Genomic DNA, 23113 nt, shown 5'->3' with positions numbered 1-23113 from the left:
CCGCCAGAACGGCGGGCGGAGGCCCTGCCAGATAGGGACCTCCGCCCGCAGCCAACGACGCGGGCCGCTCCCCACATTCGGATCAGGCGCGAGCGAACGCTACGACCAAGTCACAGCCGCACGCGACACTAAATCCGCAACCTCCACTGAGAATCCTCGCCAATCCGGTCTCACAACACTTGTCGAACCGCAGCTCAGGCGCCTCGCCCATGACATGATCGTTGGGACACCGAACACAACTCAAGAAGCCTGCGACCCAACTCGAAGCCCGACCCGCCCTGGCCGTCTCAATCAACTTGGCACACTCCAGCTCAGCGACGCAGCAGTCCGCCACGATTACGGAGACCGGACACCAGGACATTCGCCTGCGCGACCGGCTTGCCACACCGATTCGGTGCCGGAATCCGCAAGGTAGGTCCGGACGATCGGAGCCGCCGGTGTCCGGTCCTACCTTTGCGCACCGTTGGACAGCGCCTCGATCATCCGCAATCTTCGAGCGGACGCGACACTCGCTGTCCTTTCCGAGGTCAGCGCACACTGCGCACTTGCAATCTTCCATAGGGACAGGCACATCCCAACGCCACGACCCGCCGCGAGCCGCGGCAGCCGCTCGCCCGGACGGATATCGTCGACGGTCTGGAAGGCCGGTACATGACCGAGGTCAGCCGCGCTTAGGGTGGCAGCGTGCGGCGGCTCGCGATCGACTTCGGCACATCGAACACCGTTGGCATCCTGACGGGCCCCGAGGGCCGCACCCGCCCGCTGATCTTTGACGCCTCCCCGCTGCTGCCGTCGGCAGTCTTCGCCGCCCCCGGCGGCGCTCTGCTCGTCGGCGCCGACGCCCAGCGCGCGGCGATCGGCGACCCCGGCGGCTTCGAGGGCCATCCGAAACGCCGCATCGACGACGGCGTGGTCTGGCTCGGCGGACGCGAGCACGCCGTCGTCGACCTGCTCGCCGCAGTCCTCGCCAGGGTGGCCGGCGAGGCCGCGCGGGTTATCGGCCGCCCACCGGACGAGGTGGTACTCACCTATCCCGCCGCGTGGGGCCGCACCCGGCTCGGCATCCTCGCCGACGCGGCCGCACGGGCCCGCCTGGCCGCCGTCTCGTTCGTCCCCGAGCCGGTCGCCGCCGCCGCGTACTTCGACACCGTCGTGTCCCGCCCTGCCCCACCCGGCTGCCTGGTCGTCTACGACCTCGGCGCCGGAACCTTCGACGTCACCGTGGTCCGCCCGGCCGGGCCGGCCTTCGAGATCCTCGGCACCGACGGCCTCACCGACGTCGGCGGCTTGGACCTGGACGCGGCCGTGGTCGCACACGCCCGCGCCCTGTCCGCCGACGCTCCAGACGCGTGGCAGCGCCTAGACCGCCCGCAGAACCCCGCCGACCAGCAGGCCAGGCGGCTGTTGTGGGAGGGCGCCCGGGCGGTGAAGGAGCAACTGTCCCGCCACGCGACCGGCGATCTCCTCCTCCCGGTGGTAGACCGCCGCCTGCACCTGACCCGCGAGGAGTTCGACACCGCGGCCCGCCCCTACCTGGACCGTACCGCCGCCCTGACCGAGACCGTTCTACGCTCGGCCGGCGTCGCCCCGACCCAGGTCGCCGCCGTCTTCCTGGTCGGCGGTTCCTCCCGCGTTCCCCTGGCCGCCACCATCCTGCACCGTGCACTGCGGGTCGCACCCACCGTCCTGGACCAGCCGGAACTTGTCGTCGCCGAGGGCGCACTCCTAACTGGCCACACCCGCCCCTCGTCTCCCACCCTCCCGCCCTCCGACTCCGCGGCACCACCCGCCAAACTCCCGTGGCAGCCACCGGCCCCCGCCGCACCCCCGACCACGCCACGCACACCGACCGCAGCGACACCGGCCGCACCGACAACGGCGCCACAAGGACCCGCGCGATTCTGGACCCCAAACACCGCGCCCTCGACGCCGCCACACATGGTGACGCCACCCACGCCGGCACCACCGCACACCCGGACACCCAACGGGCCGACTCCGCCGCAGGCCTCACCGACCGCGCCGGGGCCGGGCGACACGGCGACGGGCGATGCGGCGGCTACAGGGTCCACGTCGAAGGGGGCGCCTCAGCCGCCGGTCCCGCCGACGGCCGGCTCGCCGCCACCGTCCCGGAACACTACGGCCGGATTCCCACCCCTTCCGGCCTCAGCACCACCGACCCCGGCGCACCCAGGTAACCGCAGGAACCCAGGTAATCGCGACGCTTCACGGCCAGCGGAGCCCCGATCCCGTTCGAACCGGGGCGGACGCATAGTAGTGGCGGCCGTTGTCGCCGCAATCCTGGCCGCGGCCGTCGTCGTGGTCGTCGCCCTCCACCCGTGGTCCTCCAGGCCGGACAGCGACACGACCCGGACGCCGGCCCAGACGGTGCAGCAGTACGTCGATGCGAAGCTCAACACCCACGACGAGCCGAGGGCCGGCGGGCTGCAATGCGCCAAGCCCGACCTGACCGCCGTCGACCAGACCCGGGACCAGGTCAAGAACCTCGAAGACCGATTCTCCACCGATGTCGTCATCACCGTCACCGACCTCACCACCACAACGGACCACGACACCGCGACGGTAGCCGGGAATCTGGTCATGAAGATCCCCGAAACCAACGGCGAGTCCGTCCACATCGAGCAATGGCGTTTCGGGTTGACCAGAGCCAGCACCTGGCAGGTCTGCACCGCCAGCAGGGTCCCCTGACCGACGCCGGTAGCCGGACCAAACGGGCAGCGCGAACGGCAAGCGAGCCGACAGCGCGGGTTCAGCAGGCCGCATCGACCGCTAGTTCGAACAACGCCGGGCGTGCTGCCCGGCCTAACCTAACTCGACCACAACACCGCCGATCAAGAACAAAGATCCGCCGAATCCGCAAGGTAGGCCTGACAAAATCCAGCTCCATTAGTCAGACCTACCCTGCGAACCGCAGACCCACGGATAGACCGTTCGCAACCTTCGACTGGATCGGACAGGCAGCACCGCGCTGTCTGGCGGTGGGCGGGTGTCGTCGAGGGCGCCTGTCCATCGTGGGCGCGCAGGTGGCGGCCGGTGCAGCCAGCGCGGGTATCCGTGCCGCACCGGAAGCCTCTTCGGGTCGCTCGCAGTGCGGCATCCGGTTCGTCACGTGGCGGACCCGGCAGCTGTGCTGATAAGCCGTTCCGCATGTTCGGTCGCGTTGAGCAGCCGGTCCAGGAGGAGGGGCAGGACAGTGCCGGTGCCGAGCCCAGCCCGGCGCACGATGCCGGTGAGGCTGTCAATGCTGCTGCCGGTGAGCGGGATCAGGTGAGCGGCCGCCAGGATGTCGCGGGTGATGTAGGCGTCGGCGGTGTCCTGGGCGAGGCGCAGTACTTGCGTGACGAGCGGCACTGCGCCGGCGTGGCCGGCGGCGTAGGCGGTGACGGTCAGCGGGAGGCGGGTCTGAAACACCCGGTCGGTCGTGTCGGATGCGGCAGCGTGGTAGGCGGCGATCATCGCCGAGACGGCCGCGTCGGTGTCCTGCTGGAGGCGGATGCTGCAGACGGTGGCGAGGCAGGCGGCGATGGCACGTTCCCACGGGGTGGGGGTGTCGGCGGCGTGCAGCATGGCCAGCGCCGTTTGGGTGTGGGCGGCGATGATCGCGACCTGTCGGCCGTCGAAGAGCCGGGTCCCGATGCCGTGGTGCTGTTCGGCGTGTTGCGTGGCCTCGTCCCAGCGGCCGGCGCGGGCCAGGGCGCGGGTGCCGTCGGCGAGCAGGATCGTCCAGAGCCATTGCGTGAGTTCGGCGTGGTCGGTGTCGTTGACGAGGTGAGCGCCGTCGAAGCGGACGTCGTCGACGACGGTGGAGGCGCGGGACTGCACGGCCTGGAACAGGCCGTGCAGCAGCTGGTATGCGGCGGTGCCGTCGCCGGCGCGGATGTGCAGCCGCGCGAGGTTGATCAAGGGTTGCAGGGTGAGTTTGGCGTGGGCGACGCCGACCGGTGTGGCGGTGTGGATCACGGCGTGTTGGCGGAGGCAGAGGTCGCGGGCGAGGTCGGGCATGCCGCAGTCGCTGGCGATCAGCGCGGCGAAGTCGTGCGCTTCGGCGGCGCGCAGCAGAGTGTCCGTGGCCGGCTGCTGCGCCTGCCGTAGCACATCCTCGACGTGGGCGATGCGGTCCTGCAGGGCGCGGCAGGTGGGCCGGGTGCGCGGCAGTAGCGGGAAGTGCAGCGTGAGGAGTTCGTCGATCGTGCTGAGCGACACGAATGGCGGGACGAGCGTGGGCATCGATGTCTCCTCCTCGCCGGCCGCCAGGTCCCGGTGGGCTGGCGGCCGGCGGATCAGCGGTGGGTCACCAGGTGATGCTGAACTGCGTGTGTGTGCGGGCGAACCGGCCGGGCCCGCGGTCGGTTGGGGTTGTGGGGGTGGTGCGCCGGGCGGTGACGGTTGGCTGGGCTGGCCGGCCCTGGGCCCATTGGCGGAGCAGGCCGGTGAGGACGTCGGTGACGGTGCGGGCGTCGGGGCCGTGGGCGGTGACGCCGAGTTCGTCACGGGTGTCGGTGACCGGGTGTGCGGTGAGGTAGGCGATGCTGCCGCCGTGGTACAGGCTGGCGCCGGCCCAGCGGCGGGCCGGGTCGGCCAGGCCGAGACGGCGGGCGTCGGCGGTGACGGAGAGCCGGCCGAACGGCTGGTCGGTGTGGGTGAGCAGCCACAGGTCGAGGTGCTGGGCGGGGTCGTGGTCGTCGATGTAGATGCCAGTACGGTCGTGGTGGGCCGGGTGCTCGAGCGCGCGGGCGAGGGCCGCGTCGCTGGGCTGGTCGGCGATGTCGTAGCGCAGGACGACGCCGTCGGTGAGCTGGAGGTAGCGGTCCTGCGTGGTGGTGGCGCCGCGCATCGGGACGAACCCGCAGACCTCCGCATCCGTACTGGTGAGGTGGCCGTCGCCGCCGAGGGCGAAGCCGAGGGAGCGGGTCAGGCCGCTGCCGTGCAACCGGACCGGGGCGACGAGCCGACCACCGGGTGCGATCTGGTCCCACCACGCTTCGGTGATGTCGAACGCTTCCGCAGTGACGATGATCCGCTCGTAGGGGGCCCCCGCTGGGTGGCCGAGGGTGCCGTCGCCGCAGATGACGGTCACATGGGGGTAGCCTGCCCGGTCGAGGGCGGCGCGGGCGCCGGCGGCGAGGTCGTCGTCGAGTTCGATGGTCACGACTGTGCCGACCGGACCGACGAGTTCGGCGAGCAGGGCGGCGTTGATGCCGGTCGCTGCACCGATCTCCAGGACGCGTTGCCCGGGCTGGGCCTCGAGCTGTTCGAGCATCGCGGCGACCAGGTTCGGTTTGGACGCCGAGGAGATCGACGCGCCGTCGCTGTCGCGTTTGGTGACGACGGGCTGGGTGCCATACGCGGTCTGCAGTGGCACGCCGGGCAGGAACAGGTGGCGTGGCACGGTGCGGAACGCCCGCTCGACTGCGGGGGTGCGGAAGGTGCCGCGGTCGCGGATGTGGTCGGCGAGGGCGTCGCGGAGTTCCTGGTCGTCGGTGGTGGTGTCGGTGGTCGCCGGGGCGACTGTAGTGCCGGGCTGCGCGGGGGTGGGCTCGTCGGCAGGGGGTTCATGCTGGAAGACGACGCGGCTGGCGGCGACCGCGAAGGTGTGCTGGTCGGCGGCGGCGATGCCGTGCCGATTGCACAGGAACAGAATGTGGTCGGCGAGGACGGCGCGTAGACCGCGGGTCAACTGGCCGCGGGCGGCGAGGTCGCCGAGGCCGGCGCCGGCCCGCTCGAAGGCAGCCGGCCAGTCGGGCGCGGCGTGCAACGGGCTGGCGTCGGTGTCCGCGGTGGCCAGCAACAGTCGCCGGACCGCGGCCAGGTCTGCCGGTGTGAGGTCGGGCGGGGCGGCTGCGGTGATGCGGTGGGCGGCGACACGCTCCCACACGTCGCCTTGTTCGTACCAGTCCTGCCGCGCGCCGGTCAGGAGCCGGGCCGCGAGGATCAGACCGGACTCCCGGCGCTGGTCGATCCCGGTGGTGAGGTGCTGCAGCAGGTAGCGGCTGTCGGCGTGGAACAGCGCGTGCGCGATCGCCATGGCGGGGCCGCCGCCGAACCGGTTCGTTTCGGGCTCATAGATCGGTTCGGCCCAGTCGCGCAGCCCGCCGCTGGCTGCGGCGGCAGTGAGCTCCTTGAGCAACTGTTCGATGCGCTGGTCGGGGTCGGCGTCGTGGCCTGCTTGCAGCCGGAACCGCCAGGTTGGGCCTTTGCGGATGTGCCACCAGTTGGACAGGATGCCGTCGTCGTCGGCGCTGATGAGCAGCGGTCCGAGGTGTTCGGCGGCGGCGCGTTCGGCGGCCTGCCAGCTGTCGAAGGTGAGGTTGAGCTGGCGCCAGCCGCCGGTTGAGGGTTCGGGCACAGGTTCGGCCTTTCGTGTCGTTGGGTCAGGTGATGAGCAGGCAGGTGGGCCAGGCGGTGGCCGTTGCGGCGCTGAGGGTGTGCAGGGTAAGCGCGACGCCAGCGTCGCCGTCGATAAGCCCAGCCCGGCCCGGTCTCGGCAGGTATTCGGCCAGCATGGTCAGGTGCCGGAGCAGCGGTGGCAGGCGGTTGGCGATCTCGTCCGTGGCGGCGTCGGTGGCGGCGTACCAGGCAGTGAGGATGAGGCCGGCCCAGCCGTGGCACAGCCGGGCATCCACAACGGCCGCGAGTTGGCCGGGGTCGCGGAGGCATCGGGCGAGGGCCAGTTCGGCCGCCCGCTGCCGGGTGGTGTCGCCGAGCGCGATCGCGGCGAGCTGCTGCGCGCGGGCGATGCCTGGCGTGCCGTAGCACCAGGACGGCCGGGCCGGCCCCAGCACGCGGGGGGTGCCGCGGTGCAGCTCGGCGAGGCCGATGCGTTCGGGCCACCAAGTCCCGGCGGGGGTGTCTTGCCGCCAGCGGTCCATGAAGCGGCAGATCCGGTCGATGGCCTCGGCGTGGTCGGGGACGGTGATGCTGCAGCGCATCGCCAGCGCGAGGAGGGCGAGGGGGCCGCTGATGCCGTGGGCGATGCCGAGGTCGACGTGGCCGCCCGGGTAGCGGGCGGCGGGTTCGCCGGATGGGACCGCACTGCTCCACCAGCCCGGCCCCGTAACCCCGGGTTTGTCTGCGGCAGGGACCGGGTCGGTGAGTCGCACCAGGTAGGTGAGGACGGCGCGGGTGAGGTCGCCGTGTGGGTCGTGGTGCAGCAGGTAGGCGCCGAGACCGGTCAACCCGCGGACGAGATCGAACTCGGCCAGCGCCGGCCGGGCGGCGGCTGCGATGCGGGCCTCGGCGGCATCCAGCCGGGTACTGGTCAGGCGGGCGATGGCGGCGTCGAGCTGCTGCATGGTCTGCGGGCACTGACCGGGCGCGGCGGTCGCGACGGCGAAAGCGATCGCTGGGGCGCCGAACCACAACCCGGCGGTCGAGGCGACGCTGACGTCTTCCCGGGTGGCCTCGGTCAGCCATGCCCGTACCCGGCTGGTGCTGCCATTGCCGGCCTGCGCGCGGACGCCGTGCAGGATCGCGCTGCCAGCGGCGCCGCGGTACAACGACTGGCCGTGCCAGCGCCGCCTGGCTAGCTCGATGCCATGGTCCTGGCCGGCTGCTGGGTCGGTGATGGCCTCGCTGAGACGGGCGGATGCCCCTGCCGCAGCGGCCCGGGTCGCCTCGTCGATGAACGACGGGTTCACGCTGGCTCCCTGGTGCGTGCGGTGATGCCGAGGGCGGCGGCGCGGGCCAGCCGGTGGGTGTGTGCTTCCGGGCCGGGTGCGAGGCCGTGGACGCGGACGTGGTGCAGGTGCAGCAGCGCGGTGAGCACCGATGCGGGTGCAAGGTGCGTCGTGTCGTCGAGGCAGGCGGCGTATGCAGCGGCGGCCGCGCGGCGGGCACTCCAGGCAGCCAGGATTGCGGCGCCGCCCGGCAGTGCAGCGATGGCCGAATCACCAGCGTCCGGGTCGGTGAGGTGGCGCGTGTGCCGCAGCGCGACGCGATCCTGTGCACGGGCCGTGTTCGCGAGCTCTGGGTGTTCGATCAGCCAGCGCAGCCCGTTGTGCCGGTCGCCGAGTACGGCGGCGGTGAGGTCGACGAGGCTGGCAGCGGTCAGCGCCTGCCGCTGCGGCGGATCGAGGCCGGCGCCGGTGTTGAGTTGGGCGACCGCGGCGGCGGAATCGGCGGCGAAGAACGCCTCTGCCGCGGTCATGGCCGGGCCGTGGCCGTATCGGCCGGTTTCCGGCCGGTAGGTGGTGAGGCTGAGGTCGCTGATGCGTCGTTGCCGGTGCAGGTCGCCTGCCCAGGCGCCGACACGGTTGGCGGTCTGGCCGTAGTCGTCGCCGTGCAGCCGCAGCCGCAGGTGCGGTGCCGGATCGTGGTAGCGGATGAACCACCACTTCGGCGGTGTCTCCCAGTTGGCGAGCAAATGCGGCAGGTGGCCGGTGAGGATCTTGTCGAGCTGGTCCGGCGGGCCGTAGAGGTTGGCGGTGAGGACCGGTCCGCCCGGCAGGACGGTGTCGGCCGGGTCGTTCGGGCGCAGTGGGCCGCGACTACGCAGCACCGCTGGTGGCATCGCCAGCGGGGTGTCTGCGGTGAGGGGCAGCAGGACCTCGTGGGCACGGCCGCTGAGCCAGCCGTATTCCTGCGGCGCCGCTGCCTCGGCGAGCACGACGGGCCCGTTCGCGTGGTCGATGTGGGCGCGGAGCAGCGCACGGCTCATTGGGTCGTCCAGGTCCAGCCGCAGCCGCTGGTCGCCGGTACCGACCATGATCCACGAGGGCAGACGCAGACGATCTCGGAGCGCGTCCAGGCCGGCGTTCCAGACCGCGCTGGTTGTGGCCGGGCCCGGTAGGTCAGCCGAGTTGATGCGCCAACGGGCCGGGGACAGGATGGCCCTGCCGTAGCGCAGCCGCGGCCGGAACGGCAGGCAGTCGGCCGTGCCCCAGTTGATCAGCGACACCGGGGTGCTTGAGGCTCGGGACAGCTCGGCCAGCAGGCGGACCAGCGATGGCATGGTGTGCCGGGCGGCAGCGTTGGCCAGGACCGGCTCGATCACCCGCCGCCGCGACAGCGACAGCAGGTAGAGCCGGTCGAGGTCGGCAGTGACAGCAAGGTCACTTACGTCGAGGAGGCCGGGGCCGGGATGGTGCTCGCCGACCGACAGCAGGTCGGGCAGCAGACGCGGGGCCCGCAGGACGTTGCCGGTCCGCGCATTCAGCGCCGGGAACGACAGCTGCACCGGTACGGCGTCGTGGACCGCGACCGGCAGCCGCGCAGCGTGCGCCGCAGCCTCACGGAGATCGTCATCGACGAGGTCGAGGAACCGGCCGCCCGCGGCCAGGCCGGTCCGGCCGATGCCGGTGACCGCGATCGTGAACGTGCCTGCGCGGACCGCCGCCATCGACGCGGCCCGCACGTCGAAGCACACATCGAGGTGCGGCACGGGTCGGGGATGCATCGCTTCGTCGCCGGCGAGGGCGTCAAGTGTCGTGTCGTCGAGGACGACTTCGGTGACGGCATCCAGCGTGGCCTGCTGCGCCAGCTGCAGCAGCAGTTCGTCGCGGGCCGACAGCTCGGCGCGAGTGGCGGGTGCGGCCGGTCGGGTGAAGTGGTCGGGGAAGCCGAGCCCGGCGGCCGGGTCGATCAGGTCCAGGAGCGGCACGACAGCGCCGAGGCTGTAGCGGTCCAGGAACCACTGTCGGTAGACGTGCCAGTCGGGGTCGCCGTGCGGGTTCGGGGCCAGCCGCAGCAGGGCACCGGCCGCTGTCGCGGCCTCGGCCGCGACCCGCCGTGGCAGGGTCACCGCCGCTCCGAGCTGGACGTCGACCATCAGCGGCTGCGGGATGTCGGCCACGCGCCGCAACACCTCTGCCGCCGCGGCCCGGCTGGCGCCGTCGAGCCAGTCGGCCCGCTGCGCCGCGCTCAGCCGGGCGTGGGCCCGACGCAATGTGCGCACGAGCGGTGCGACCTTGGCCAGGGCTGCCGCGTCGATCTGGTCGAGCTCGTGCAGCACGTGGGCCAGGCCGTCGCTGGTCGTCGACGGGGGCCGCAGATTCGTCACCAGTACCCCTACGGCAACCAACTGTCGCAGCATCGCCGCTGCCGCCGAGACGTCCTGCGGGAACAGGCTGCCGACGAGGTCGTCGACGACGACGGGTTTGCGAGCGGCGGCCAGGATGGTCTGGACCGGCTCGCTATGGACCACCGACGCCGCGACACCTCGCCGGCTGGACTGCCGCTCCACCGAGCGGGCGGGCACGGTCACCCGGCCGCCGCTGATGACCGCCAAGCTGTTCGCGACGACCGTCAGCCGCGCGAGGAGCCGCGGACACGATTCGAGCCGCGTCACGACCTCTGCCAGCCAGGCAGCGTCGGCCCGCACCCGCAGCCGATGCCGGTTGCTCCACACCACCGCGCCGGCGTCAGCCAGGGGCAGCCGAGCGACGCCGGCGAACAGCCCGAACGGGGTGGCCCGGCCCCGCATCCGTACCAGATAGCGGGCCAGCGACACCGCGACGCGTCGCGCCTGCACCGCGTCGAGCCAGCCTCCGTCGACCGCTGCCCGCACCTGCTCGGCCAGGACCGGACTGGCCAGCGTCACCGCTTCGGCGATCTGCGGGTCCGTCCACAGCTGGCGCAGCCACTCGCACCACGGCCCGGGGATGCACTCATCCGGGGCCGGCCACGGATGCCCAGGGCCGGTATCCGGGGCGTGGATGCTGGCGCGCAGCAGCGCGGCGTCCGCAGGCCGGTACGGCGATCGGCGCTGGCGCATTCAGGTCCCCCTTCGTCCCCCAGTTGACGATTGCCCGTGCATGGTGCGGGTGGCCCGTCCGGAACGTCGAGGGAGCCGGACCGAGCCACCCCGGTTGCGCCGGGCTAGCAGTCGCCGTTCTTCTGCGTGTCGCAGCCGTCGTCGGTGCTGGCCAGCAGCACCCGGTCCAGCTCGCCCGAGTCGACCAGACGCACATCGAGCTCGAACCGGCCTGCGCCCGCCGCCTGCTGCTCCGTCGCCAGGGACGGACCCATCCCGTTGCTGTGCATGTGCAACTCCTCTCAGGTCGTACCGCCATCGGCGGCCGACACTCACGTTGACGACGACTAGCCTGAGACAACCGAGCCCGACGCGGCATGTCGCGATGCGCATATTCGATATGCACGCCATGCATGTTCATGCGGCGCGTACAGTGACCGTTACCAATCCGATCCGTGCTGGGCGGAGGTGAGTGGGATGGTGTCGCGGTACTGCTCGTGCAGGACCGCGCTGGCCGCCGACAATCAGACCGGCCGGTGCAGCGCCTGTGCCGTCAGCGCCCGCAAACTTGCGTGCGGGCCACCTCTGGTGCCGGCCACGTTCTGGCAGGCCGACCGCATCCGTGACGCCCTCGCCGCGCGGGACATGGGCGCGCTCATCGCCGCCTACCGCACCCACCCCTACCACGGCCAGCCGATCCGTCAGGACGCCGCGGCCGGCTGGCTCGGGGTCAGTCAAAGCCAGCTCAGCCGCATCGAACGTGGCCTCACCAGAGTCGACGACATCGGCCGGCTCGTCGACTGGGGCGGCGATTCTGGCCGTCCCCGACGAGTTGCTGTGGATCCGTCCTGTTGCACCCGGCCCGGCCACACTGAGGTCGTCTGGCGGGACGAGCCAGGTCAGGGCTCGGCAAACCGAGCAGGCGTCGGGGAGACTTGGGACATGAACCGCCGCAATCTGCTGCGCCTGGCCGCCGCCGCCACAACCCTCGCCGCGAGCAGGCCGCATCGTCTACCCGGTTCGGTTCGAGCAGCTGCGTCTGTTCATGGGCGCTGGCGCTGAGGAGTTCGCCGGTCCACTTCAGGGTGTCGTCGACGTCCTTCCGGGGAGCGTTGAGCATCGCGAGCCCTCTGGCCTGCTGCACCGGTTCGGCCATGACCCTGGTCGGTAGGTGCCACGATCCTTTCTGGACGGCCTGGGCCAGACCGAGCGAGCGTGCGCCCCGCGTCGCGCGCATCTCAGCCCGATTGAGTCTTCTTGACCAGCACAGATCGGCGAGGGCGTCGTGAGCAGTGCCGCGAGATACGTACTACGGAGTGCCGAGCGGCGCCGTGTGGATGGTCTCCCACTGGTACGCGCGGCCCGGCCGGTGGAGGGCGATCAGCTGTACAGCGGCGATCCGCGCCTTCGCAGGTGGTACGTTTCGCAAGGGCTTGATCGCGGCGACCGCGTCAGCTACGGGCGCGTCCGAGCCGCTGTAGGCAACGGTGACGTGCGGCCTGAACCCGGTCGCTGGCTCGGGCACGGTTGGCCAGACGGTCGCGATGCCGGCTCGGATTGCCGCGCGGAGTGCCGTGACCGGCGCCCAGGGTTCGATCAGCAATCCAACGCCCTCGGCGTCTGGATCGACCGGACCGAGGTTGAGGTCGAATGGAGCGAGTTGCGCGCATTCGCGGGTGACCGCCGCAATGATCGCCTTGAGGTCGTCGTCTGAAACCTCGTCAGTGAATCCGATGCCTTGCGTCGTGAGGTGAAGCCCTTCCAGCGGCACGAGATCGAGGCTGGGGAGGCGGAGGTGGTGCTGGACGGTGCGAATGAGTTCGATGAGTTCGTCCTGGCCGGCGAACGTGATGTGCCAGGTGTAGAACTGGCGGTTTGCGTTCCAGCCCGGTCGCCAGTACCAGTGATTGCGTAGGGAGCGCAAGTTCTGGTATGCGAGCCACCGCTGCTCGAAGTGCTCTCGTTCCGGAGATGTCATGGCGTTGATGGTATGGCGGTCAGCGCCCGCTGGGTCCGTTGCTGGAGCAGCTCTGCCACGTGCTGGACAGCGGTGTGGTTGGACCATTGGTTGGCGTTGGTGAGGAACTCTTTAGCGCGCTGGGTGACGGACTCGAAGGCATGGTCGGTTGTGAGCGTCAGTGCCTCGGCAGCGACCGTGCAAGCAAACTCGAGGTCTAGTTCGCGGCGTGGCCGGTGCAGCTCAGCCGTTGCGAGGTCGAGCCGGCTGAGTGCTCGGGGCCCGTGCAGCTCGGCGCGATCGAACGCTTCGAGAGCCAGGCGTGCGTGCGTGCTGGCTTCTTGGTGGCGGCCGAGGATCAGGTAGGCCGTAGCTGCGTTGGCGGCCGTACGCGCCTGACAATAGGGTTCCAACGCAAGGCTCGGACTCACATCATGTTCGCCGCGGTCGTCGAGTGCTGTGAGCCCACGTTCGACCGCTTCGTCGACGCCCTGTGCGTGGCCCAGTCGTGCTAGTGCTCGGGCCTGCCCGTTGATCGCGAGGCGAACTGCCTGCGGTCCGTCGGGACTGCGTGCGTATCCGTCCCGGGCGTAGGCCAGCGCGTCGTGGTATTGCCCTGAGTAGTAGGCAATCAGGCTTTGGCCACCTCGCACCCATGCTTGAAGATCTGGTTCGTGTACGGCGTCGGCGAAGGCGAATGCCTCAGCGCCGTATCGGCCAGCCAACGCGAACTCTCCGAGATCCAGCGCCAGCACTCCGTGTATGCCGGAGAGCTTCGCAGCTGCGACATAGAGGTGCTCGCGATGGTGAGGTGGCTGACGACCCTCCAGTAGCTCGTGTACACGGGCGCGAAGGCCGCGTACGTACGGAGCGAGCGCGAGCGGTTGCCGCTGCTCGTAGGTCGCGATGATGTCGCGGATCTCGGCATCGAGGTACGCGAGCACCGATTCATCGACGTTCGACTCTGTGGCAAGCCGACGGCGATCGTCGATGATGCTGGTCGCGTCAAACGGCTCGGGTTCCTGGCTGCCCAAAACCCTTCGGTCGTCTCCGGCGGGCGTCTCGGGCATTTGCTGCCCGCGGCCGGCTGCCTTCGCCGTTCCCCGGGGGATGACGGCTGGCGCCGAGCCGGGCGCCAGCTCGAACCACAGCAGGTCGTGCGGGATGTGCAGGAGCGTCGCCCAGAACCGCAGTCGGTCGATGTGTTGTTCCGGCTGCCCGGTCTCCATGCGGCTGACCTGCGTCTGCGACATGCCGGCCCATTCGCCGACGATCTCTTGCGAGATGGGGGAGCCGTGATGCGGATTGCGGCGGTAGGCGGCTACGAGGTTCCCCATGTGCTGCTTGCGCGCTGCGGCCTGGATTGGCGGATGGTTCCAGAACGCGGGCGGCAGCACCGCCTGGGGGTGCTGGCGTAGCGCGGCGACGAGTGGCTCGCATGACGCGCAGTAGTCAGCATCATTGTCCATGGCGAGTGGCGCTCGGCATCGTGCGCAACGACGACGATCCATGGCTGGCACTGACAGTTCCTCACTCTCCGTCAATCCGCAAGATGCGGCGAGTGTACCGCCATGCATGCGGTGAAGGAACGTCGGTCTGTCACGGCCCGCTGCGATGCCGGAGTCGTCGTAGTCGTTGACGATTTGGGGTCGGCAGGTCAGGTCGGCTGGGTGCAGGGCGGCGATCATGTCCCGTTCGGCGCCGGGGATGGTTTCGAAGCCGAGCATCATGTGTGGGCTGGCCAGTGCCTTCGGGTTGTACAGATACTGGTCGGCGGCGCTGGCGAGGATCGCGGGCGCGTGTGCACCAGCGACAAGCTGACGTTCGCTGCGGCGCCCAGTTGCGCCAGCGTGATCCGGTGCTCGCGGCGGCGCTGGCGCAGTTTTTTGGCGAACCGGACCAGCAGCGGCGGCGGGTCGTCGATCACCGACGGCGACCTGCCGTCTGGACGGGTGACGCGGCCGGGCCGTGGCGTGCTGAGGTCGGCGCGGGCAGCGGAGGCCGACTCGGCAGCGGCAGCGCGTCGCCGGGTGAGTGCGGGCGCGGAACCGGCGGTTTCGGGTGTGCTGCTTGCCATGTGGGGAGGATGTCGCCTATGCCGACGGTCTTCCGCCGTATGCGTCATGCCGATGAGGTCCTGCCTGCCGCCTTAGCTCGTCATCGACGGCAGGCAGGAGGAGCGCGGTCATGGCCGGTGTACGAGATGCGCAGGCCGCGACCTGTCCCGAATCATGTCCAGACGGTCACACGGTCGCCATGACAACTTACGCATGATCGATATGCATCCTGTGGCATGGCGGTATTCGACACCGGCCAGCACCAGCCGGTTGTTGACCGTGGACGTGGCCTAGGTACGTCAGTCGGGGCCGCTACGTCTGGGTTGCCCGCCGGACGACGGGGCGGCGAGCCGCTGCGGCATCGGGCCTAGTTTCGGATCGACAGCCCGAGGCTCTCGGCGAGGTCGACGGCCTGGTCGGCGGTGATGATCGCGTCGCCCAGGTCGACGACACGCGGGTCGAACGCGGTCAGCACGCTGCCGCGCAGGTCGGCGCGGCGGAAATCCGTATTGGCCAGGGTGGCGTTGGCGAAGTCGACGCTGGTGAGCACGCCGTCGGGGCCACGCACGGCGCTGAGATCGACGTTTGCATGCGCACGCCGCGGAACTCGGCCGTGGTGAGATCGGCTCCAGCCGGGCGGGTGCCACTCCATTTGCCACCTGTGACCTCGACGCCGCTGAACGAGCACCGGTCGAACACACAGTCCTGCACGACGCAGTCGTTGATGGTGGCGTCGAAGAAGTTGCAGCCGGCGAAGCGGCAGTCGACGAACTGCACTGCGGCGAGCTGCGCTCATTTGAAGCGGGCGTTGACGAAAACACACTCGCTGAACACGGACTCGGTTAGGACCGTTTCGGTGGCGTCGGTGCCGGTGAACCGCACACCAGCGTGGTCGAGGCCGGCTACTGGTCGCGCGGCCCAGTCAACCTCGATTTCCCGTCGTGGCCGTGCCGCTCGCGCCGACGTCACTCGTCGCCCTCGATGACGATCCCCAGCGCGCCGGCGAGCGTATCGGCCAGCTCGATCAGGTCGTCGCGATGCACGACAGCGCCGCTGAAGCTTGTGATCCCGCCGATGCCGTCGAGCTCGCAGGTACGCAACCGGGCCCCCTGCATCTCGGCTTTGCTGAACTGCGCGCCGGTGAGCCGGCAGCGGGTGAAGGACGCGCCGCGCAGGTCCGCGCTGGTGAAGTCCGCCCCGGTGAGGTTGCACTCGTCGAAGGCCACCGCGTCGAAGCGGGTGAACCGCCAGCTGCTGAGCTCCAGTTTGCAGTCCCGGAGCGCGGTACTGCGCAGCCGGCCGTTGGTGCAGTCCAGGCCGGTCGGCCGGGAGGTCGCAAACGCTACCCGGTCGACCTCTGCAGCCTCAGCACGCAGATTCGACGAGTCCGACGTCTCGGTCCGTCAGTCGGTGAGCCGCAGTCGGTCGAGTTGCGAGCTGGCGAACCTGGCCGCCCTGAACTGGTACTCCTCGAACTCGACGGCGACCGCGCGTCGGCCGGCGAGATCGAGGTCGGCGAAGACGAGCGCCTCGAACGACGTATCAGGCTCGAGGTCGTGTTCGTTGACCGTCGCGCTGCCCAGGGTGCCCCGGATGCGCGGCGGATGCGGCTGGACGGCGCGGCCCCCCGGGACGGGCGGGCAGGCCTGAAGCTCCGGCGAGTTGGCACCCGACCACCCTACGAACGTAACCAGATCGACAACCACGCCGACACCTTCGGCTTTTGGACAAGTACGAAACCCGCCGTTGCGAGCGGCGCCTGCTCGTGCCGCAGGACGGCACTTTGCCCTGCCTGCCCATCCATGCACGACTTGGACGCCCGTGGCGCGACCGAATGCAGGATGCATATCGGTCGCATGGTGATCATGCGCGGGTAGTTATGGCCTATCCCGGAGTGGCTGTCAATGATGCATACATCCAGGGCATCGATCTGAGTCATCGCAGCCGGGCATCGTTTCGATGCCAATCGAGAATTCGGCCGCGGATTCGGCACTGGACGACCATTCTGGGGGAACGCATGTCAGTCCTTGTCGGCGTCGCGGCCGTGCTGCCGCACGCGCTGCGAATGTCCTCTTCGCCACCTGCTGGCGCGGGCAGTGGCGGGTTTGCCGTTCGTATCGACTGGCCGGGCTGCGGCGCCACCGAGGCCGCGGCGACCAACACGCCCGAGGCCAGCACCGTCAGCGCGTCCGAGTTCGCGACGTCCGACGCCACGCTACGGGCCAGGGCGCTGGATCTGCTCCGTGAGCATATTCGGGACGACGACGGCCGTTGTCGGAGTCCCGCCTGCCGCCAGGCTCCCTACCCTTGCGTGCCCCGACGGGTCGCTGAGGTGCTGTCGGAGGCCAGTACGGGCCCTTGGCACAGGCAGTGGACCGCTCGGATAGACGCACACCGGTGCAGCATCACATTTCCCTGAACCTCAGTCGATGAACTTGGAGCAATTGCGATGACGCGATCCAGGCGATGCACAGCGCCTGTTGAGCCGTACGCATGCCGGCCCGCTCGTGCCGGGGCAACGAGTACGGTGAACGTGGGCCGGTTGTGATCAGGCAGGCCACCGGGCATCGGCAGCCCGTTCGTCGGCGATGGCTGCGGGATCGTCGTATTCGCACGAAGCTCGCGCTGATTCTTGTGCTGCCGGTCGCGACGATCGTGGCGTTGACGGGGTTCAACGTGGTGGCCGCTGCGGGGCGGGCTGCCGATGCGGCTGGCGCGCGTGAGCTTGTTGCTGTGGGTGGTGTGACGGCCCGGCTCGCAGCGTCGTTGCAGCGGGAGCGTGCTGCGGCGGCGTTGGTCTTCGCCGGGTCCGGCAGCGGGCCTACGGCCGCGGACTATAAGGGCCGGAGCGCGGCTACGGACGCGCTGGTGGTCGAGCTTGAGGGCGGGTTGGCCGGCACGCGGCTGCCCGACAGTTTGGCGCCTCTGGTCGGGAGGATCAGGACGGATCTGGCCGGGCTTGTTGGGTTGCGGCAGAAGGTTGTTGCCGCGCCGGACGCGGTGTTGAGTGTGGTGGCGTTCCGGTATCGCTCGATGATCTCGGACTTGATCAGCTACCGGCAGGCGCTGGGGCAGGTCGGGGTGTCACCGGCCACGGCGAACGGTCTGCGGGCGGTGGCGGCGCTGTCCGAGGCGATCGAGTCGGCTGCCCAGCTGCAGGTGGCGGCGGTGCGCACGATGGCGGCTGGTCGGCTGACGCCGGCCGGGCAGCAGGAGATCGTGGGCGCGGACACGGGTATCACCGAGGCGCTGCAGACGTTCGCCGATCTCGGCCCGTCGGACTGGCCGGGGCTGTTGAACAGCCGGCTCGGCGGTTCGGAGGTCTTGCAGGCGGAGCGGCTGCAGAGCCTGGTCACCCGAAGCCAGCCGGGCCGGGAGCTGGTGCTCGGTACGGATGCGCCGGGTTGGTCGACCGCGATGGGTGCCCGGATCGACCTGATGCACGCGGTGGAGGCAGACCTCGACGCAGGCCTGCTGACGACGGTGACGGTTGAGCGCGATGCCGAGCGCCGGGCGGTCTTCACCGCGCTCGGGGTGGTGGCCGGGCTGTTGCTGGTCGTGGTCGTGGTCGGGGCCGTGGTGGCGCGATCGCTGACCCGCTCGCTGGCCCGTCTGCAGCACGACGCCATCGACGTCGCCGAGAATCGGCTGCCGCAGATGGTGCACGAGCTGGACGTGTACAACGCTGATCCGGCCACGGTTGAGCGGCTACTGGCGGTTGCGGCCGAGCCGATCTCGGCGGACGGCGCCGACGAGGTCGCCAGCGTCGCCGCCGCGTTCAACAAGGTGACCAGCTCTGCGGTGCGGATCGCCGGCGAGCAGGCCGCAACACGAGCCGGGGTCGGCGCGATCCTCGTGGCGTTGTCACGGCGGCTGCAGCGGCGCGCCGACACGATGATGGCCAGCCTCGACAAGCTGGAAAAGGATGAACACGATCCGGACCGGTTGGCCAGCCTGTTCCAGCTCGACCACACCGCCACGCTCATCCGCCGGCTCATCTTCAACCTGCGGATCCTGGCCGGAGGGCGAGGCGGTCATACCCGAGTGGCGGCGGTCGGACTGCGCGATCTGCTGCGGGCTGCGGAAGGCGAGATCGACGACTACACCCGGGTGAATTCGATGGCCGTCGACGCGGGTATCCAGGTTGACGGTGAGGTCGCGGCCGAGCTGATCCACCTGCTGGCCGAGCTGCTGGACAACGCCACGCAGTTCTCGCCACCGGAGTCTTCGGTTGAGGTTGAAGCGCGTCGGGTCGGCGATCAGCTACACATTCAGATCCGCGACCAAGGCGTTGGGATGACCGAGACCGGTCTGGAGACGGCCCGTCGCCGGATCGCGGACCCGCCGATGGACCACCAGACCGCCGAGCGGATGGGGCTGCCTGTTGTCGGGATGATCGCCCAGCGGCTCGGGATCAAGATCGAACTTCGGGCGGCGGCACACCGTGGGACCCGCGTGGACATGACGATCCCTGGTGCGCTGTTCACCGTCCTGCCGATGCCGGTGCACGCACCGTCAGCCGAGGTCGCCGCGGTCGCTGCGGCTCTGCCGGTGGGGCCTCCGGCTACATGGCCGCTGCCGGCGGGGTCGGCAGGGCCGACGGTCGAGCCGGTCATCTTCCACGAGCTGACCACCGCCCGCAGTGCATGGTTCAACCCCGAGACCCGGCCCGATCCGGACGCCGTCACCGCCGAACTCGTGTTGGTTGGGGCTCCGGGCCGCCGCAACGCCGCAGCGGACACGGACGCTACCGCCCAGACCACAGAGGGCGGCCTGCCCGTGCGTCAACCCGGCCAGCACTTTACGCCACCGTCCGAGGAAGACGCGGAACCGATTCCGGTTCAACGGGATCCGAACAGGCTTCGGCGACAGATGTCCGCGTTCCAAGCCGGGCTCGGCCAGGCCGGCCGACGCCAGACCACCATCTCGTGAAGGACGACCTGCGATGACAGACACCGATGTGGGATTCCTGCTCAAGCAACTCTGCGAGGTCAGAGGCATCACGCACGCCCTCGTCGTCTCGGGGGATGGGCTACCGAGGGCCGCAAGTCCTGGCCTGCCGAACGTCGACCAGCTGTCGGCGGTCACGTCCGGCCTGGCCTCGTTGACCAGCGGTGCGGCCACGTTCATGGAAGCCGCCCCGGTGGAACAGATCGTCGTGGAGATGGCCGGCGGTTTCCTGATCATCATGGCGATCAACGACAAGGCGATCCTCACCGTGCTGGCCAGCAAGGACAGCGAGCTCGGTCAGGTCAGCTACGAGATGGCCATGACGATCGACCGGGTCGGCGGGATTCTCACTCCGAACCCGCGCCAGCCCCACCGGGCATGACTGCGGATCATGGCCCCTCACGCAATCGGCCTGCAGCCCTCGGCTGCCGCCTCCTCGGGACGAACTGTCACGGCCGCCCCCGTCACGTCGGTGAAGATTCTCGTGGCGGGTGGGTTCGGTGTCGGCAAGACAACCTTCGTGGGCACGATTTCCGAGATCACGCCGCTGCGGACCGAGGAGGTCATGACCGAGGCGGGCGTTGGCGTCGACGACGTCTCGGGAGTGCCGGACAAGACCACCACGACGGTGGCGATGGACTTCGGCCGGATCAGCATCGACGAGACGCTGATCCTGTACCTGTTCGGCACGCCGGGGCAGGACCGCTTCGGGTTCATGTGGGACGAGCTGTGTAAGGGCGCTATCGGCGCGGTCGCGCTGGCTGACACACGCCGCCTGGGTGACTGCTTCGCTGCCGTGGACTACATGGAGCACCGCGGTGTGCCCTACGTCGTGGTGCTCAATGTGTTCGCCGACGCGTCCCGCTACGACCTCGCTGAGGTGCGGCGTGCGCTGCGGGTTCCCGACCATGTGCCATTGCTGAGCTGCGACGCCCGCAGCCGTGGTGACGTCCGGCAGTCCCTGGTCGCGCTGGTCGAGTACGCGCTGACCCGGCGCAGGCGGAGCGTGCCCGGTGGATGAGCGGAGATCTGCCGCCGTGCTGCCACCCGGTCATCGAGGTGATGCCAGCGGCATCACATCGGGCCACGGCGTACACACGCCGCCTGCTCCTCCAGCGCCGACCACCCGTCTCGGAGCCATGTCGTCCGGCTGGGCGCCCAGCCTCAACCGGCCCAATGCACCGCAAACACTGAAAGCGAGGACCATCCCCGTGAAGCGACGACGAGCTCTACCCGCTGCGTTGGCCACCCTGGCCGCCGCGGTGCTCCTGGCGGGCTGTTCGGGCTCCAGCCTGGGCGGCGACGCCGCCGCGAGCGGCGGCCCTATCCACATCGGACTGATATGGCCGCAGACGGGTGTCTACAAGACGGTCGGGGACGACTTCGCGCGTGGCTGGCAGCTGTATCTGGACACCCACGGCGGCAAGCTGGGCGGGCACGACATCGTCGCCACGGTCGTCGACGAGGGCGACGGTAAACAGGCCGCTCGGACCGGGACTAAGAAGCTCATCGAGCAGGACCGGGTGTCCGTGGTAGTGGGCACGATCAGCTCCGACGCGGTGCAGGAGGTCCAGCCGGCCGCCACCGAGGCCAAGATCCCATTCGTCGCCACGGGCGGCCGGCCCGAGAATCTCAAGGACCTGACGTACACGTGGCATACGTCCTGGCAGAACCGCGACGCCGGCGCCGCGATCGCCGACTACGTCCGTACGAGCGTGAAGGGTCCGGTGTATGTGATCGGCCCGGACTATCTCGGTGGTCGGGGCCAGATCGCCGGGTTCGTCGACCCGTTCGTGGCCGGGGGCGGCAAGCTCGCCAACCCTGACGGCAAGCCCACGTTCACTCCGTTCCCGAACACGACGAACTTCCTGCCCTACCTCAACGCCATCCCGGCCGACGCGAAAGCGGTGTTCGCGTTCTACGGCGGCACGAACGCGATCGACTTCGTGAAGCAGTACGCCCAGGCCGGTCTGCAGAGCAGGCTGCCGCTGTACGCGGGCGGGTTCACCGTCGAGGGCGCGGTCCTTGGCGCGCAAGGGCCCGCGGCGGACGGGATCTACTCGTCGCTGAACTACGCCCCGGACCTCGACAATCCACCCAACCGAGCCTTCGCGACGGCGTTCCAGCAGAAGTACGACGCCATTCCCAACCTGTACAACGTCACCGCCTACGACGCCGCGCTGGTGCTGGACCGGGCCATCGCCGCGGCCGGGCCGAACCCGACCAGCGCGTCGATCAACACGGCGATCGGCAAGCTCGGCCAGGTCGACAGCCCTCGCGGGCAGTGGCGCTACGGCGAGCAGCACTCACCGATCCAGCCCTGGTACCTGCGGCAGGTCCGCACCGACGGCCGCGGCCGGGCCAACGTCGTCGTGCAAACCCTCACCACCCTCGGCGCATAGCCACCACCACCCAGCCCCTTTGGCATCGAACTCGGAGGTCACCCCGATGACGGTCACAACGACCGGCCCCGTCGACGAAGCGTCGGCATACACGTTCGACAACGCCGATCGGCAAGGCCCCAACCAGCTGCAGATCCTCGCCGACATCCTCGACGAGCACAGCACCGACATGCTGCTGCGCGCCGGCATCACCGATGGGCGGCGCTGCCTGGACGTCGGCCCCGGCCGGGGCACCATCACCGCGTGGATGGCCGGGCAGGTCGGCCCGACCGGCCACGTCACCGCCCTGGACCTCGACCCCCGCCACGTCACCGGCGGCGACAACATCACCATCCAGCAGGGCGACGTGCGCACCATCGATCTGCCGACGGGCTCCTTCGACCTCATCCACACCCGCCTGCTGCTGCTACACCTCGCCGAACGCGACGCCGTCCTGGACCGGCTCGTCGCCGCACTCAAGCCCGGCGGGGTGCTGGTCGTGTCGGACTGGGACGCCACCGACCGCAACATGCTCGTGCACGCCCCCAGCCCGCAGGTCGCCGACGCGTTCAACGCCTTCCAGGACGGACTGCTCGCCACCCTCGAAGCCAACGGCGCCGACGTCGGCTGGGCCCGCCGCGCCCCGCTCGCCATGCGCACCGCCGGGCTGGTCGACGTCGACACGACCGTGCACAACCGGCTGTGGGCGGGCGGCGGCGCCGGCAACTTGTTGCACGTCAGCAACTCCTACCAGCTGCACGACGCGCTGCTGGGCCGGGGGATGAGCGTCGAGCAGTTGGAGCTGTTCCGCGAGGCGATGCAGGACCCGCAGACCCTCGCGTACTGCTACTGGATGTTCACCACGATCGGCCGCCGCCCCAAGCAGTAATCAACGCTGCTGCCACGGACTGAACTCGAGGAGTTTCAGCGTGAGGACGACCACGATGGACGTGCACCGCGACGCTGCCGCCACCACCCTGCTGCCCGCACGTGCGGGGCAACGGCGGGGGCGCGCATCGACGCAACCTGCCGTGGCCCTGCACACCCGTGGATATCGGGG

At 70.0% G+C, this 23113-nt stretch carries 18 protein-coding genes and 1 pseudogene; 7 read left to right on the top strand and 12 right to left on the bottom strand.

Going from position 1 to position 23113, the window contains the following annotated elements; all coding sequences use genetic code 11:
* Positions 1-684: 684 nt before the first annotated feature.
* A complete protein-coding gene (locus ABZS66_RS12290) occupies positions 685-2706 on the top strand; it encodes an Hsp70 family protein (RefSeq protein ID WP_354757175.1) in 2022 nt (673 codons plus the stop codon).
* A 417-nt stretch (positions 2707-3123) separates the two neighbouring features.
* Here ABZS66_RS12290 and ABZS66_RS12285 read toward each other — a convergent pair whose 3' ends face one another.
* From ABZS66_RS12285 to ABZS66_RS12265, 5 genes are all read right to left on the bottom strand, one after another.
* Entirely contained in the window at positions 3124-4245 is a 1122-nt protein-coding gene (locus tag ABZS66_RS12285) for a hypothetical protein (protein ID WP_354757174.1), read from the bottom strand.
* Between the two features lie 64 nt (positions 4246-4309).
* Positions 4310-6364 carry a methyltransferase, FxLD system gene (gene fxlM, locus ABZS66_RS12280; protein WP_354757173.1) on the bottom strand — a complete coding sequence of 685 codons (2055 nt, stop codon included), beginning with the start codon at positions 6362-6364 and terminating at the stop codon, positions 4310-4312.
* 25 nt (positions 6365-6389) lie between these two features.
* Complete coding sequence (locus ABZS66_RS12275; RefSeq protein WP_354757172.1) at positions 6390-7655, bottom strand: lanthionine synthetase C family protein; 1266 nt, start codon at positions 7653-7655, stop codon at positions 6390-6392.
* The gene (locus ABZS66_RS12270; RefSeq protein WP_354757171.1) at positions 7652-10729 is read right to left on the bottom strand and encodes a lantibiotic dehydratase; all 3078 of its coding nucleotides are present in this window, start codon (positions 10727-10729) and stop codon (positions 7652-7654) included. Before ABZS66_RS12270 ends, ABZS66_RS12275 begins: the two co-directional genes overlap by 4 nt.
* A gap of 104 nt (positions 10730-10833) precedes the next feature.
* On the bottom strand, positions 10834-10998 hold the full coding sequence (locus ABZS66_RS12265; protein ID WP_354757170.1) for an FxLD family lanthipeptide: 165 nt from the start codon (positions 10996-10998) through the stop codon (positions 10834-10836).
* Between the two features lie 187 nt (positions 10999-11185).
* Between ABZS66_RS12265 and ABZS66_RS12260 the strand changes: the two genes are divergently transcribed.
* On the top strand, positions 11186-11770 hold the full coding sequence (locus tag ABZS66_RS12260) for a hypothetical protein (protein ID WP_354757169.1): 585 nt from the start codon (positions 11186-11188) through the stop codon (positions 11768-11770).
* A 247-nt stretch (positions 11771-12017) separates the two neighbouring features.
* On the opposite strand, the gene ABZS66_RS12255 is transcribed toward ABZS66_RS12260, so the two are convergent.
* The 7 genes and pseudogenes from ABZS66_RS12255 to ABZS66_RS12225 all read right to left on the bottom strand — a co-directional run bounded on the left by ABZS66_RS12255 (position 12018) and on the right by ABZS66_RS12225 (position 16428).
* Positions 12018-12686 carry a 2'-5' RNA ligase family protein gene (locus ABZS66_RS12255; RefSeq protein WP_354757168.1) on the bottom strand — a complete coding sequence of 223 codons (669 nt, stop codon included), beginning with the start codon at positions 12684-12686 and terminating at the stop codon, positions 12018-12020.
* Positions 12683-14395 (bottom strand): hypothetical protein, encoded by a 1713-nt coding sequence (locus tag ABZS66_RS12250; protein ID WP_354757167.1) that lies wholly within the window; start codon positions 14393-14395, stop codon positions 12683-12685. The genes ABZS66_RS12255 and ABZS66_RS12250 overlap by 4 nt, the downstream gene beginning before the upstream one ends.
* The gene (locus tag ABZS66_RS12245; protein WP_354757166.1) at positions 14392-14742 is read right to left on the bottom strand and encodes a hypothetical protein; all 351 of its coding nucleotides are present in this window, start codon (positions 14740-14742) and stop codon (positions 14392-14394) included. Before ABZS66_RS12245 ends, ABZS66_RS12250 begins: the two co-directional genes overlap by 4 nt.
* Before the next feature lie 347 nt (positions 14743-15089).
* Positions 15090-15290, bottom strand: coding sequence for a pentapeptide repeat-containing protein (locus ABZS66_RS12240; RefSeq protein WP_354757165.1), 201 nt, complete (start codon positions 15288-15290; stop codon positions 15090-15092).
* A 65-nt stretch (positions 15291-15355) separates the two neighbouring features.
* A pseudogene (locus ABZS66_RS12235) lies at positions 15356-15499 on the bottom strand (pentapeptide repeat-containing protein); the annotation flags it as partial.
* A gap of 188 nt (positions 15500-15687) precedes the next feature.
* Entirely contained in the window at positions 15688-16017 is a 330-nt protein-coding gene (locus ABZS66_RS12230) for a pentapeptide repeat-containing protein (RefSeq protein ID WP_354757222.1), read from the bottom strand.
* 108 nt (positions 16018-16125) lie between these two features.
* Complete coding sequence (locus tag ABZS66_RS12225; protein WP_354757164.1) at positions 16126-16428, bottom strand: hypothetical protein; 303 nt, start codon at positions 16426-16428, stop codon at positions 16126-16128.
* A gap of 838 nt (positions 16429-17266) precedes the next feature.
* Between ABZS66_RS12225 and ABZS66_RS12220 the strand changes: the two genes are divergently transcribed.
* The 5 genes from ABZS66_RS12220 to ABZS66_RS12200 all read left to right on the top strand — a co-directional run bounded on the left by ABZS66_RS12220 (position 17267) and on the right by ABZS66_RS12200 (position 22942).
* The gene (locus ABZS66_RS12220; RefSeq protein ID WP_354757163.1) at positions 17267-19654 is read left to right on the top strand and encodes a nitrate- and nitrite sensing domain-containing protein; all 2388 of its coding nucleotides are present in this window, start codon (positions 17267-17269) and stop codon (positions 19652-19654) included.
* Between the two features lie 13 nt (positions 19655-19667).
* On the top strand, positions 19668-20054 hold the full coding sequence (locus ABZS66_RS12215; protein WP_354757162.1) for a roadblock/LC7 domain-containing protein: 387 nt from the start codon (positions 19668-19670) through the stop codon (positions 20052-20054).
* Between the two features lie 9 nt (positions 20055-20063).
* On the top strand, positions 20064-20693 hold the full coding sequence (locus ABZS66_RS12210) for an ATP/GTP-binding protein (RefSeq protein ID WP_354757161.1): 630 nt from the start codon (positions 20064-20066) through the stop codon (positions 20691-20693).
* A 190-nt stretch (positions 20694-20883) separates the two neighbouring features.
* Positions 20884-22074, top strand: a complete 1191-nt coding sequence (locus ABZS66_RS12205; RefSeq protein WP_354757160.1) for an ABC transporter substrate-binding protein — start codon at positions 20884-20886, stop codon at positions 22072-22074.
* Between the two features lie 46 nt (positions 22075-22120).
* Positions 22121-22942: a methyltransferase domain-containing protein gene (locus tag ABZS66_RS12200; RefSeq protein WP_354757159.1), complete on the top strand. Its 822-nt coding sequence runs from the start codon at positions 22121-22123 to the stop codon at positions 22940-22942.
* Positions 22943-23113 lie beyond the last annotated feature (171 nt).

Source organism: Dactylosporangium sp. NPDC005572, assembly GCF_040605515.1.
Classification (GTDB): Bacteria; Actinomycetota; Actinomycetes; order Mycobacteriales; family Micromonosporaceae; genus Dactylosporangium.
The sequence above is the reverse complement of the archived record's forward strand: the minus strand, read 5'-3'. Positions and strand labels throughout refer to the sequence as shown.

Excerpts from the sequence above, each read along its gene's own strand:
- ABZS66_RS12285 (WP_354757174.1), bottom strand. The coding sequence starts at position 4,245 with ATGCCCACGCTCGTCCCGCCATTCGTGTCGCTCAGCACGATCGACGAA.
- ABZS66_RS12270 (WP_354757171.1), bottom strand. The coding sequence starts at position 10,729 with ATGCGCCAGCGCCGATCGCCGTACCGGCCTGCGGACGCCGCGCTGCTG.
- ABZS66_RS12265 (WP_354757170.1), bottom strand. The coding sequence starts at position 10,998 with ATGCACAGCAACGGGATGGGTCCGTCCCTGGCGACGGAGCAGCAGGCG.
- ABZS66_RS12260 (WP_354757169.1), top strand. The coding sequence starts at position 11,186 with ATGGTGTCGCGGTACTGCTCGTGCAGGACCGCGCTGGCCGCCGACAAT.
- ABZS66_RS12255 (WP_354757168.1), bottom strand. The coding sequence starts at position 12,686 with ATGACATCTCCGGAACGAGAGCACTTCGAGCAGCGGTGGCTCGCATAC.
- ABZS66_RS12250 (WP_354757167.1), bottom strand. The coding sequence starts at position 14,395 with ATGATGCTCGGCTTCGAAACCATCCCCGGCGCCGAACGGGACATGATC.
- ABZS66_RS12245 (WP_354757166.1), bottom strand. The coding sequence starts at position 14,742 with ATGGCAAGCAGCACACCCGAAACCGCCGGTTCCGCGCCCGCACTCACC.
- ABZS66_RS12215 (WP_354757162.1), top strand. The coding sequence starts at position 19,668 with ATGACAGACACCGATGTGGGATTCCTGCTCAAGCAACTCTGCGAGGTC.
- ABZS66_RS12210 (WP_354757161.1), top strand. The coding sequence starts at position 20,064 with ATGGCCCCTCACGCAATCGGCCTGCAGCCCTCGGCTGCCGCCTCCTCG.
- ABZS66_RS12200 (WP_354757159.1), top strand. The coding sequence starts at position 22,121 with ATGACGGTCACAACGACCGGCCCCGTCGACGAAGCGTCGGCATACACG.